Below are 12428 nucleotides of genomic sequence, written 5' to 3'. Positions count from 1 at the left end.
GGCCCTCGCTCCGTCCGGACGTCCGTGACGTCAGGCCGGTTCCGGCCCTGTGGCGACGGGCCGGGACTCGTCCGAGGTCCACTCCGACCAGGACCCGGCGTACAGGGCGGCCCGGTGGCCGGCGAGTTCCAGCGCCAGTACCTCATGGGCACCGGAGACGCCGGAGCCGCAGTAGACGCCGATCCCGGTGTCGCCGTCGGCGCCCAGGGCGGAGAACCGGGAAGCGAGCGTGCCGGCGGGCAGGAAGCGGCCGTCCTCGCCCACGTTCTGCGTGGTCGGGGCGGACACCGCACCCGGGATGTGGCCGCCGACGCGGTCGATGGGTTCCACGTCCCCCCGGTAGCGCTCCGGGGCCCGCGCGTCGAGGAGCAGACCGGAGCGGGCCAGTTCCGCGGCGGCGTCCGCGTCCAGGAGGCCGATCGCGCCCGGCTCGGGCCGGAAGTCGCCCTCGGCGGGCTCCGGGATGCCGGTGGTGAGCTCGCCCGTCCAGGCGGCGAGACCGCCGTCCAGTACACGGACGTCCCGATGCCCGGTCCAGCGCAGCAGCCACCATGCCCGCGCGGCCGCCCATCCCTGGCCGCCGTCGTAGACCACCACGGGGGTGGCGCGGCCGACCCCCGCCCGCCGCATGACGGCGCCGAAGGCTTCCGGGTCGGGCAGGGGGTGACGGCCGCCGCTGCCCGCCGGGCCGGCGAGCTCGGAGTCGAGATCGACGAAGACCGCGCCCGGGAGGTGCCCGGCCTCGTAGTCGGCGCGGCCGTTCGGACCGCCGAGCTGCCAGCGGACGTCCAGCAGCACGGGTGGGCGCGGCCCCGCCGACTCGCTCATGTATTCGGATGCGGTGATGATGGGCTTCATGGATGCCATCTTCGCGCAAGGGCCGCCCGGCGTGAGGCCGTGCCGAAATGGACGTACCACCTCAAAACGGTTGTACGCCCGAGTGGAAGCCGGATGACGCGGCGCGGCCGGGGTGCCTCGGAGGCTCAGGGGTGCGAGCATCTGCACGGAGCGTGCGCGCCCGTGTCCGTGCCGCTGGACGCCGTGCGGGCTCGTCCCCCGTACGGCACTCCGATGGTGCGAGGAGAGAGAAGAAGATGACCGAGGCTGTCACCCGGCGCACGCCCGGAGCGCCGTGCTGGGTGAGTCTGATCGTGCACGGCCTGACCGCGACGCAGGACTTCTACAGCCGGTTGTTCGGCTGGGAGTTCCAGCCCGGACCCGAACAGCTGGGGCCCTACGTACGGGCGTTGCTGTGCGGCAAGGAGGTCGCCGGCATCGGACAGCTGCCGCCTGACCGGCACCTCCCGATCGCCTGGACGACCTATCTCGCGACGGAGGACGCCGATGCCACGGCGGAGGCGATCCGGTCCTGCGGCGGGACGGTGGCCGTCGGGCCCCTCGACGCCGGCAGGGCGGGACGTCTTCTGCTCGCCTCGGACCCCGGCGGCGCGGTCTTCGGTGTCTGGCAGGCCGCCGAGCACATCGGCACCGCGCTCGCGGGCACTCCGGGGACCCCGGTGTGGAACGAGCTGGTGACCCGGGAGACCGCGTCGGTCGCCAAGTTCTACCAGGCCGTGTTCGGCTTCGAGACCGAGGCGGTCGTCTCGGCCGACTTCGACTACCAGACGCTGCACCTGCGGGGCCGTCCCGTGGCCGCCCTGCACGGTGTGGGACATGCCCTGCCGCGTGACCGGGGCCCCCACTGGATGACGTACTTCCAGGTCGCCGACACCGACGAGGCGGCGGCGCGGGTGGTGGAGCTCGGCGGCCATGTGCTGCGGCCTCCGCGGGAGGCCTCCAGCGGCAGGCTGGCGACGGTGGCGGACCCGGAGGGCGCGGTGTTCACGATCGTCCGGCCGCCGGGGAACTGACCTCCGCCGCTCGACGACGCCGCGCCTGGGTGCGCCGGCGAGGCCGGGACCGCACGCCCCCGCGCCTCGGCCGTCGTGGGACCCTCAGGCGGAATCCACCCAGCCGTGTCCTTGGGCAAGGCGAAGCAGGCGCTGCCGGACGTGCTGCAACTGCGCGGCGGTCAGGGTCCCGTCCGCCTCGATCAGCGCCTCGGTCACCTCGCTCTGGAAGTCCAGCGGGGTCAGGACGTCACAGTCGGCGTCGTCATCGTGCGCCGCGGGCTGGGCAGCCGCGCTCTGAAGCACCCTGGACGTCGGCGGAGCGGGCTGGCGCATCAGGCGGATCTCACCCGCTTTCGGGCCCTTGTCACCCGATTCCAGGAAATACTCGACGCGCCGCCCGGCCTGGTACAGATACTTCTCTTCGAGCAGGTCGTTGGCGTGCATGAACACGTCCTCGTCGCCCTCGTCGGGGGCGATGAACCCATATCCGCGAACTTCGTCGAACCGAAGAATTTTACCTGTCATCAACAACAGAAAACACCTCCACCGCTACCGCACACACACAACAAGTCTCGGATCCCCCGAAAGCGATCCGGAATGAGAACGGCCGGGACCACAGAAGGCTCCGCGGCACAGTTCGATACACCGGGCACGAGTATAGCGACGGGGTCCGGGAGAAGAGACGGGCCGAGCCCATCGAGCGTGCTGCGCCCTACCGGTGGGAAAGCACGACGGCCACCGCCCGTACACCGGTCGCGAGTTGCTCACGGCTACGGTGGTGACCACGGAATGCACCGCCGGTGGACCGGTCGGTGATGTGGCCCCTCCCCGACGCGTGTGACGCTTTTTCCGGGCGACAGGATCGCGTCATGCGCACCGCATTTCATCCTCTGTCGGCCCTTCACCCAGGGAACTGAATTCCGCCTGCCCGTCGTCGGGTGAGCCACCGCCGCACACCGCGGACCGCGTGGCGCTAGGGTGTCCGCTTCGAAGAGGTACCGGTGGGCCGACCCGCCGACGGGAGGGCACGGCCGGTGATCGAGGATCTGCTCCCGGACTCGGTGGTGGCCGTGGAGGCCTTCGGGGACGACGAGGCCGACCAGGCCGCGCTCCACCCCGAGGAACAGGCGGTGGTGGCGCGGGCGGTGGAGAAACGGCGCCGGGAGTTCGCCACCGTACGGGCCTGCGCCCGCCGCGCCATGGAGAAGCTCGGCGTGCCGCCGCAGCCCGTCCTGCCCGGTGAGCGAGGCGCCCCGCGCTGGCCGGAGGGCCTGCTCGGCAGCATGACCCACTGCGACGGTTACCGCGCCGCCGCTCTGGTGTGCGCCACCGACCTGGCCGCTCTCGGCATCGACGCCGAACCTCACGGCCCGCTGCCGGACGGGGTTCTGCGCGCCGTCGCGCTCCCCGCCGAGCGGGAGCGCCTGGCCACCCTCACCGCCCGGCACCCGGCCGTCCACTGGGACCGGCTGCTGTTCTGCGCGAAGGAGTCCGTCTACAAGGCGTGGTTCCCTCTGACGGGGAAGTGGCTCGGCTTCGAGGACGCGGACATCGAGATCCACGCCGACCCCGGCACGACGCCGCAGGGCCGCATCCGTGCCGAACTGCTCGTGCCCGGACCGATGACGGGTGCCCGACGGCTCACACATTTCGAGGGGCGGTGGACCGTCCGCCACGGGCTGGTCACCGCCGCGGTGACGGTCCATCACCCATGACCTCCTGGTGTGAGGCCCGGTCGGCGGTGCTGCCGGTCGCAGGCCCCGGGAGGGTGTCGCGGCTCTCCCGTAACTCACCACCCCTATAGGGGGTGTACCGAGCACCACCCCCAGTTCGGGCCGTAGACACCGTGTGCGAGCCCCTCGCCGTCCCGTAGCTTCGATTGCGCGGCGCAGAGGGCGCCTGACGGGAATGGGGAGAGCGATGTTTCGTCGTGACAAGGGAGTCGGAACCGCGAGGAGCCCCGAGGCGCTGCGCCTGGTCGACGTCACCAAGGTGTACGGGTCCGAGGAGAACGCGGTGAGGGCGCTCGACGGCGTGAGTCTCAGCCTTCCGGCCGGGACCTTCACCGCGGTCATGGGGCCGTCCGGCTCGGGCAAGTCCACGCTGCTGCAGTGCGCCGCCGGGCTGGACAGGCCCGACCATGGGCGGATCTTCGTGGACGGCGAGGAGATGACCGGTGGCACGGAGGCTGCGCTGACCAAGTTCCGGCGGCAGCGGATCGGCTTCATCTTCCAGCAGTACAACCTGATGCCCACGCTGTCGGTCGTGCAGAACACCACGCTGCCGCTCAAGCTCGCCGGGCGCCGTATCGATCATGTCCGCGCCCAGAACATCCTCGACCAGGTCGGCCTCGGGGACCGCCTCGCACACCGCCCGGACACGCTGTCCGGCGGTCAGCGGCAGCGTGTCGCCATCGCCCGCGCGCTGGTCACCGAGCCGAGCGTGATCTTCGCGGACGAGCCGACCGGCGCGCTCGACATCCGCAGCGCGCGGGACATCCTGCAGCTGCTGCAGGAGGCCGTACGGGTGCACGGACGGACCGTGGTCATGGTGACGCACGACCCGGTGGCCGCCTCGTACGCCGACTCCGTGCTGTTCCTGGCGGACGGCCGGCTGGCCGGTCACATGAACGCGCCGACCGTCGACGCCGTCGCGGAGCGGCTGGCGCACCTCGGCGACACCGTGGGCGGCGCGGCGGCGGGCCTGGGCGACGGAATGCCGATGGGGGCCTGATCATGTTCGAACTCGCCTTCCGTTCCGTGCTCCAGCGCCCAGGGCGCTTCGTGGGAACCCTGCTGTCCGCCTTCCTCGGCGCGACGATCACCATGATGTTCAACTCGATGCACGACACCGCCGGAGGCAGCAACGTCGACGACCAGAGCGCGGAGCTCCTCACCATCACGGGCGCGGCCGTCGGCGGATACGGCACGTTGCTGGTCTTCTTCGCCGTCGCCTCCGCGCTCACGGTGAACGTGCGTCAGCGTGACGAGGAGATCAGGCTTCTGCGCTGCACCGGGGCCACCCCTGCGCAGATCAAGCGGATGGTGGTGGGCGAGGCGGTTCTGGTCGCCGTCGTCTCGACGCTGCTGGCCCTCGTGCCCGCGATGCTCGGCGGCCGGGCGCTGCTCGGACAGTTCCAGGACAACGGCCAGGTCGCCGAGGCCGTCGACTACGTCTTCGGACCCATCGCGATCTCGGCGGGCGTGAGCATCACCATGCTCGCCTCGGTCGGTGCGGCGTTCCTCGCGGTGCGCCGCGCGACGAAGGCCGCGGCGGGCGCCCGGGCGCCCCGCCACCGGCTGCGCACCCTCGGTGGTGGGCTGGCGTTCCTCGCCGGTGTGGGCGGCGTGTCCGTCACCTTCACGATGGACAGGACGGAGCCCGCTCTGATGGCGGCGCCGGCATACGGCGCCATCCTGCTGTCCGTCGGTTTCGCCACCTTCTCGCCGATGCTGCTGCGCGTGCTGCTGGGCTGGCTGGCGCGGCCGGTCGAACTGCTCGCCGGGGCCCCCGGCTACCTGACGGTGCACAACCTGCGGGAGCGCGCCACCCAGCTGGCCGGGGTCCTGATGCCACTGATCCTCTTCATCGGGATGGCCACGGCGACGCTCTACATGCAGGACATCGAGAGCAACGCCGTGAAGGCCTCCGGGGTCGGCAAGACAGTCGCCGACAAGAACCTGGAGTCGCTGAACTTCGTGATCGTCGGCATCATCGTGGCCTTCGCCTGCATCATGCTGATCAACAGCCTCTACGCGGCCACCTCGTACCGCCGGCGGGAGTTCGGCGGGCAGCGCCTCGCCGGGGCCACCCCGGGTCAGGTGCTGGGCATGGTCGGTGTGGAGGGTCTGGTGCTGACGGCGACGGGGCTCTTCTTCGGCACACTGGCGGGGGTGGCCGGAATCCTGCCGTTCAACATCGTCCGTACGGACACCGTCATCCCGGATGTCGGCGTCGCCATGTGGCTGGGCATCGCCGCGGTCGGCGCCGCCGTGACTCTGGTCACCAGCGTCGGCACGGCCCGCCGCGCGCTGCGCACCCCCGCGGTGTCGGCCGTGGCGGTGGCCGCCTGACCCGTGGCGGGCACGGCCCCGGCGCACGGCGCCGGGACGGGAGCACGGACAACGGGACAGTCGCTGACGCGACTGCCCCGTCACGCCGTGCCGGAAGTGCCGGGAAGTGCCGGCGGCAGAGCGCACCGACGCCGAGGAGCGCCGCGTGCCCGGGGTGGCGTCGGGGTCACGCCTGCCGGGCGGCCTTGCTGACGGCCGGGGCGTGAACGACGGCCCTGCCGATGAGGTCGCAGACCTGGTCCACCTCCTCGAGCGTCACGCCGGTCCCCGTGGGGAGCTGGATCACCCGGTCGCTGAGGGCCTCGCTGTGCGGCAGGGGCAGCGGCGCCGACACGGCCTGCTCGTGGACGTACGGTTCGGTGCGGTGGCAGCTCGGATGGAAGTGCGTGCGCGCCAGTACGTTCTCCGCCTGCAGCGCGGCCACCAGGTCGTCCCTGCCCAGTCCGGCGCGCGGGGTGTCGACCTCGATCACGACGTACTGGTGGTTGACGGTGTTGCCGGAGCTCGGACGGCGCAGGCGGATGCCCGGGACACCTGCGAGGCCGGCCGCGTAACGGTCGAACCGCTCACGGTTGACGTCGATGAGATACGGCATGTTCTCCAGCGAGGTGAGCCCCATCGCGCCCGCGACCTCGGTCATCTTGGCGTTGGTGCCGATGCACGAGACGTGGTTGCCCTCACCGCGCCCGTAGTTGTGCATCAGCCGGACGCGCTCGGCCAGCTCGTCGTCGTCGGTGACGATCGCGCCGCCCTCGAACGCGTTGACGAACTTGGTGGCGTGGAAGCTGTAGACCTCCGCGTCGCCGAAGCTGCCGACGGGACGTCCCAGCCGGGTTCCCCCGATGGCGTGGGCGCTGTCGTAGAACAGGCGCAGCCCACGCTCGTCGGCCAGTGCCGCCAGTTCCTCGGTCGGCGCCGGGTTCCCCCACAGGTGCACCGCCATGATCCCGGTGGTCCGCTCGGTGATCACCTTGCGGGCGTGCTCCACGTCGATGTTGCCGGTCTCCTCGTCGATGTCGCAGAAGACCGGGGTGACGCCCTCCCAGCGGAGCGTGTGGGCGGTGGCGATGAACGTGAACGACGGCATCACGACCTCGCCCCGCAGTCCGCCCGCCCGGATCAGCACCTGGAGGGCGATCGTCGCGTTGCAGGTCGCTATGCAGTGCTTGACCCCCGCCTGCAGGGCGAGTTCCTGCTCGAACTCCTTCACCAGCGGGCCGAAGCTCGTCAGCCAGCGCCGGCGGAGGGCCTGCCTGATGCGTTCCAGCACGAGGTCTTCGTCCGGGATGTTCGGCCGGCCGACGTGCAGCGGCTCGGTGAACGTCCGTTCTCCCCCGAGGATGGCGAGGTCACGCCCCATGGTTGCCGCTCCCCCGCCCGGCCGCGTCCCGCACGGCCTCCGCCAGTGCCACACCGCGCACGGCGGTCTCCAGGTGCCCGGCGCAGGATGCGCCGTCGCGCACCGCGGCGGCGAAGACGTCGATGATCTCGCGGCGCTGATGGCTGGGGGGCAAGGTGATCTCCTCTGTCCGGTTGCCGTGCTCGATGCGGACGACCGGCTGCCAGGCCGCGGAAGGGGTGAAGGCCCGTTCCAAGGTCAGTCGGCCCTCGCTCCCGTGCAGCTCGTAGTGCGACCGGTAGCCGTGTTCGAATCCGAAGGTCAGGTGTGCCGTCACGGCGGCGTCGGACCGCAGCAGGACGCCGCCGCGTACGTCGACGCCGGACACGGGGTCGTGGTGCAGGCTCGCGCCGACCACCTCCAGCCGGCCGGGCAGGAAGTGCAGGGCCGCGTGCAACGGGTAGAACCCGACGTCCAGCAGGGCACCGCCGCCGAGGTCCGGCCGGTACCTCACGTCATCGCCGGGCAGCGGCGGGATGCACATGGAGCTGCTGAACGCCCGCAGTTGTCCGATCGCGCCTTCCGCGACGAACCGGCGCACGGCGTCGTGCTGACTGTGATGGGCGAACATCCTGTTCTCCATCAGGCACAGGCCGAGCCCGTCGGCCAGGGAGGCCAGTTCGGCGGCCTCCCGGTGCGCCGTGGCGATCGGCTTCTCCGCCAGCACGTGCTTGCCCGCGCGCAGGGCCCGCGCGATCCACTCCGCGTGCAGCCCGGTCGGCAGCGGCAGGTACACGGCCTCGATGCCGGGGTCCTCCAGCAGTGCGTCGTAGCCGTGGACGGCCTCACAGCCGAAGCGCCGCGCGAAGCGCTCCGCCTTCTCCTTCTCGCGGCTGGCGACCGCGACCACCTCGGCGGCGCCGGAGTCCGCGAACGCGGGCAGTGTGCGCCGCAGTGCGACGTCGGCGCAGCCCAGCACCCCGAATCTCACGGGAGCCCTCACCGCGCTCTCCCTGTCCTTCATCCCTGGGTGTCCCGTCCTCGGTGCTGTGCGGTGAGCTGCTCGAGCCGGGGCACCACGTCGAGCGGCTTCGGCGCGTCGTGGATCTCCTGCCGCAGCTCCAGGGCGGTACGCCGGAAGTGTGGCTCCTCGAGAAGACGGACCAGCTTCTCCCGGAACGCCTCGGGCGTGAACTCCTCGGGCGTGAGGCACAGACCTGCCCCCCGTTCCTCGAAGAGAACGCCGCACTCGGCCTCGTCCCAGAACGGATGCGGAATGATGAGGCTGGGCACTCCGTGCACCAGGGCGTTGCTGTACGTCCCGTACCCCCCCTGGTGCACCGCCACGGAACAGCTGGGCATCAGCTCGTTGAGCGAGACGAAACCGACGAGCGTCACGTTGTCCGGTACGGCGGCCGGGTCGACCTGGCTGGCGTCGAGCGTGGCGATCACCTCGATGTCGAGGTCCGCCACCGCACCGAGCATGTCCTCGATGGAGACGATCGCGCCGCCGACGTGCTCCCGCAGTGACACGCCGAACGAGAGGCAGACCCGCGGCACTTCGGGCTTCCGGTACACCCAGTCGGAGATCGTGATGCGGCCGTTGTACGGCACGTAGGACGCGTGGACGCTCGGCAGGTCGGTGGGCACCCTGAGCCATTCGGGCAGCGGGTCGATCGTCCACTGCCCGGTGAGCATCTCCTTCGCCATGGACGGGTCGTACTCGTGCCCGATCCTCGCCAGGCGGCCGGTGAACCAGTCCTCCAGCGGGTCGTCCCGCTGCTCGGGCGGCTGCTTGTCGCGCAACGCCACGTAGTCCTGGTAGAGGCGGTAGATGTAGTCGCGCCCGAAGTTCATGCGGGCGTGTGCCGCGCCGCAGGCGATCGCCGCGACCGGGCCCGCGAACGTCATGGCGTCCCAGACGACCAGGTCCGGTTCCCAGGTGCGCGCGAACTTCACCAGGTCGTCCACCATGTGCTGATCGCCCAGGGACTCGTACCTGACACCGCAGGCCATGGTCCACTCGCCGAGTACGTACTCCCAGCCGCCGTCCCGCTGCTCCTCGTGCGGCGCGGCCAGCCCGCGGCTCAGCACGTCGAGGTTCTGCATCCCCCGGCCCCGCCAGCCGTCGCTGCCCGGGGTGAGTGCCTTGCCGACGGGTACGGCGGACAGGCCGGTCGTCGCGATCATGTCGACGAGGTCCGGCTGGCCCGCGACGCACACCTCGTGGCCGGACGAGCGCAACGCCCACGCGAGCTGCACCATGTTGTACATATGGGTCCTCGACGCGAAGACCGTGAACAGAACGCGCATCTGTGCCTTCCCAACCGGTTTCTCAAACAGCTGCGTTGAGCGGGTACCTGGCTATCGCGCCCGTGACCGGTGACCGCATGTGCCGGACGGGCTCCCCCTCCGGCTCCAGCTTCGGCACCCTGCTCATCAGCACGCGGACCGCCTCGGTCGCCAGCGCCCGGACGACGGGGGCGACGAATCTGCCGGGCAGACCGTCGAGCGTCACGTGCGCCCCGTCCGTCCGCTCCACGCTGAACACCCTGGGGTCGGCGTTGGCCGCGGGATCGCAGTTGGCCGCCTCCACCAGGACGACGACCTGGTCACCGGCGGCGATCTCCGTCCCGGCGAGCTGGAGGTCCTCACGCGCGACGCGGCTCACGAGGCGTACCGGCGGGGCGTACCTCAGGGTCTCCTCGACGGCGGCGCCCGCGAGTGAGCCGTCGTCGCGTACGAGCGCCAGCTGGCCGGGATGCCGGAGCAGCGCGTGGACGGTGCCACAGACGAGGTTCGACGCCAGGTGGGTACCGACGACGAGCGTCAGCAGACCGGCCGTGAGCACGTCCGCCTCCGCCTGCGGATCGTCCGCCGCCAGGCGCGGCACCTCCGCCAGCAGGCTCCCGGCGGGCGCCCCCGACGTGGCGGGGCCGGCGCCGAGGACGCCGGCGAGGGCCGTCTTCACGCCGTCGTACGCACCGACCAGCCTGCGGCTCGTCCGCAGCGTCGGCGGGCAGAGCAGGCTGTCGAGGACGGGGCCGGTGTCCGCGATCAGCGCCTCGACCCGCTCGCGCGCGCCGGCGGGCAGCCCGATGACGTCGGCGAGTGCCGCGGTGACCCCGGGACGCGCGTAGTCGTCCATCAGGTCGAACCGGCCGGTGAGGCCGTCCGCCCGCCGCTCGAAGAGGTCACCGAAGGAGCGGGTTCGCGCCTCGACGGCGGCGGCGCCCAGCACCGGACCGGTGTGCCGGGCCAGCCGCTCGTACGCGTCGTGCTCCAGCTCGAGCGTGCCGTCGTCGACGGTCATCACGTGCTTGAGCGTCGTGTCGGCGTCGTTGGTGAACACCTGGTTCCGGCGAGGCTTCGGACCGGGGGCGCGGGCTCCCAGCCTGGGGTCGGACAGCGCCGCGGCCGCCGCGGGGTGCCCGGCGGTGACCCACACGCCGACATGGCTCGAACTCAGCCCGGGACGACGGCGGATCTCCTCGTACAGCGCGTGCCGGTCGGACTCGAGCCCGCGCAGGAGGAGCGCCAGCGGCACACCGCGCTCACCGTGCATCCACTGCACCCCGCGTGCGGTCAGCAGGTGGCGGGCCAGGTCGCTGTCCGAACACAGCCTCGGGTCGATCTGGTACCTGGTCATGCCCGGCCCGGACCGGTCGCGACGGCTTCGCCCGGCATCGCGGTGTGCTCGGGCCGGCTGTCATTCACCTTTGGTGAAGTCCGCCGAGTACTCACCGTCCGGCCCTGTGGCTGCGTCACTTATTCCCTCACATAGATGGATAGATAGATGCACAATCTAAAGTGCCGACGCACCGAACTCCACCCCTAGGCACCGTCGTTCACAAGTGTCGGCAGGGGGCGCTTAGGGGTGCTGACGAGATTTCGGATGGACGACACTGTCCGCATGTCCATTTCTGCATGCCGCGCCTGCGGCAACCAAGCCCTCTTGCCAGTTCTGGAACTGGGAACACAGGCTCTGACGGGATGTTTCCCGCGTAGCCGGGACGAAGTCGTGCCGACCGGCCCGCTCGAACTCGTGAAGTGCTCCCCGAAGGGATGCGGCCTGGTGCAGTTGCGGCACACCCCCGATCTCTCGCTCCTGTACGGGGACGGTTACGGATATCGGTCGAGTATCCGCCCGTTCATGATCAACCATCTGCACGGCAAAGTGGCGATGCTTACCGGGCTCGTGGATCTCGAAGCCACTGATCTGGTCCTGGACATCGGCAGCAATGACTCCACGCTGCTTCAGGCATATCCGGCCGACGGTCCGACCCTCGTCGGAATCGACCCGACGGGCGAGAAATGGCGCCCGTATTATCCGGCGCACATCGATCTGATTCCGGACTTCTTCTCCCGGGAGGTGTTCGGGGAGCGCTACGGCGACCGCAAGGCCAAGATCGTCACCTCCATCGCGATGTTCTACGACCTGCCGGACCCACTGCAGTTCATGCGCGACGTGCACGCCATCCTCGCCGACGACGGTGTGTGGATGATCGAGATGAGCTACCTGCCCTCGATGCTCGAGACGAACGCCTACGACACGGTGTGTCACGAACATCTCGAGTACTACACGCTGCGCCAGATCGAGTGGATGGCCGAGCGGGCCGGACTGACCCTGGTGCAGGCCGAGATCACAAACGTCTACGGCGGCAGCCTGTCCGTCACACTCGCCAAGTCCCCTACCCGGCACAAGATCGACGAGGCGGGCATCGAGCGTCTCCGTCTGGCCGAGGACCGCATCGGGCTCGAGACCATGGCGCCCTTCGACGCGTTCGCCGCCCGGGTCCGGGAGCACCGGGCAGGTCTGCGCGACTTCCTCGACCGCTCGCGCGAGGCCGGCAAGCTGACCCTCGGATACGGAGCCTCGACCAAGGGGAACGTGATCCTGCAGTACTGCGGGATCACCGAGCAGGACCTGCCGTTCATCGGCGAGGTCAACGAGGAGAAGGCCGGGTGCTTCACTCCCGGCACCGGGATTCCCATCGTCTCCGAGGAGGACGCGAAGGCAAAGCGCCCGGACCAGCTGCTCGTGCTCCCGTGGGTGTTCCGCGACGGGTTCGTCGAGCGCGAACAGGAGTACCTCGCCAACGGCGGCAAGATGGTGTTCCCGCTGCCGAGACTCACCGAGGCGTAGTCCGCGGGCCGGCCGCG

The 12428-nt window shown here is 70.7% G+C and carries 11 protein-coding genes; 5 read left to right on the top strand and 6 right to left on the bottom strand.

All coding sequences use genetic code 11. From position 1 onward, the window contains the following. Positions 1 to 30: 30 nt before the first annotated feature. On the bottom strand, positions 31 to 858 hold the full coding sequence (locus tag OO67_RS18785) for a sulfurtransferase (protein WP_033301850.1): 828 nt from the start codon (positions 856 to 858) through the stop codon (positions 31 to 33). Between the two features lie 236 nt (positions 859 to 1094). On the opposite strand from OO67_RS18785, the gene OO67_RS18780 reads away from it, so the two are divergent. Beyond that, positions 1095 to 1871, top strand: coding sequence for a VOC family protein (locus OO67_RS18780; protein WP_033301849.1), 777 nt, complete (start codon positions 1095 to 1097; stop codon positions 1869 to 1871). A gap of 84 nt (positions 1872 to 1955) precedes the next feature. Here the strand turns inward: OO67_RS18780 and OO67_RS18775 are convergent, their stop codons facing one another. Beyond that, positions 1956 to 2378: a cold shock domain-containing protein gene (locus OO67_RS18775; protein ID WP_051709583.1), complete on the bottom strand. Its 423-nt coding sequence runs from the start codon at positions 2376 to 2378 to the stop codon at positions 1956 to 1958. A gap of 509 nt (positions 2379 to 2887) precedes the next feature. On the opposite strand from OO67_RS18775, the gene OO67_RS18770 reads away from it, so the two are divergent. The 3 genes from OO67_RS18770 to OO67_RS18760 all read left to right on the top strand — a co-directional run bounded on the left by OO67_RS18770 (position 2888) and on the right by OO67_RS18760 (position 5926). Continuing rightward, positions 2888 to 3568 (top strand): 4'-phosphopantetheinyl transferase family protein, encoded by a 681-nt coding sequence (locus tag OO67_RS18770; RefSeq protein WP_033301848.1) that lies wholly within the window; start codon positions 2888 to 2890, stop codon positions 3566 to 3568. Between the two features lie 205 nt (positions 3569 to 3773). Beyond that, positions 3774 to 4586 (top strand): ABC transporter ATP-binding protein, encoded by an 813-nt coding sequence (locus OO67_RS18765; RefSeq protein WP_033301846.1) that lies wholly within the window; start codon positions 3774 to 3776, stop codon positions 4584 to 4586. 2 nt (positions 4587 to 4588) lie between these two features. Further along, positions 4589 to 5926 carry an FtsX-like permease family protein gene (locus tag OO67_RS18760; protein WP_033301845.1) on the top strand — a complete coding sequence of 446 codons (1338 nt, stop codon included), beginning with the start codon at positions 4589 to 4591 and terminating at the stop codon, positions 5924 to 5926. Positions 5927 to 6092: 166 nt separating this feature from the next. On the opposite strand, the gene OO67_RS18755 is transcribed toward OO67_RS18760, so the two are convergent. The 4 genes from OO67_RS18755 to OO67_RS18740 are packed head-to-tail and all read right to left on the bottom strand — an operon-like array spanning position 6093 to position 10914. Then, positions 6093 to 7286, bottom strand: a complete 1194-nt coding sequence (locus tag OO67_RS18755) for an aminotransferase class I/II-fold pyridoxal phosphate-dependent enzyme (protein ID WP_033301844.1) — start codon at positions 7284 to 7286, stop codon at positions 6093 to 6095. After that, positions 7276 to 8289: a Gfo/Idh/MocA family protein gene (locus OO67_RS18750; RefSeq protein WP_033301842.1), complete on the bottom strand. Its 1014-nt coding sequence runs from the start codon at positions 8287 to 8289 to the stop codon at positions 7276 to 7278. The genes OO67_RS18755 and OO67_RS18750 overlap by 11 nt, the downstream gene beginning before the upstream one ends. Further along, positions 8286 to 9578: an activator-dependent family glycosyltransferase gene (locus tag OO67_RS18745; protein WP_033301841.1), complete on the bottom strand. Its 1293-nt coding sequence runs from the start codon at positions 9576 to 9578 to the stop codon at positions 8286 to 8288. The genes OO67_RS18750 and OO67_RS18745 overlap by 4 nt, the downstream gene beginning before the upstream one ends. 22 nt (positions 9579 to 9600) lie before the next feature. Continuing rightward, complete coding sequence (locus tag OO67_RS18740) at positions 9601 to 10914, bottom strand: cytochrome P450 family protein (protein WP_033301839.1); 1314 nt, start codon at positions 10912 to 10914, stop codon at positions 9601 to 9603. Positions 10915 to 11178: 264 nt separating this feature from the next. On the opposite strand from OO67_RS18740, the gene OO67_RS18735 reads away from it, so the two are divergent. Continuing rightward, positions 11179 to 12411 (top strand): class I SAM-dependent methyltransferase, encoded by a 1233-nt coding sequence (locus OO67_RS18735; RefSeq protein WP_033302181.1) that lies wholly within the window; start codon positions 11179 to 11181, stop codon positions 12409 to 12411. Positions 12412 to 12428: the final 17 nt, after the last annotated feature.

Source organism: Streptomyces atroolivaceus, assembly GCF_000717025.1.
In the GTDB taxonomy this organism is placed as follows: Bacteria; Actinomycetota; Actinomycetes; order Streptomycetales; family Streptomycetaceae; genus Streptomyces; species Streptomyces atroolivaceus.
This window is presented reverse-complemented; position numbering and strand designations above follow the sequence as displayed.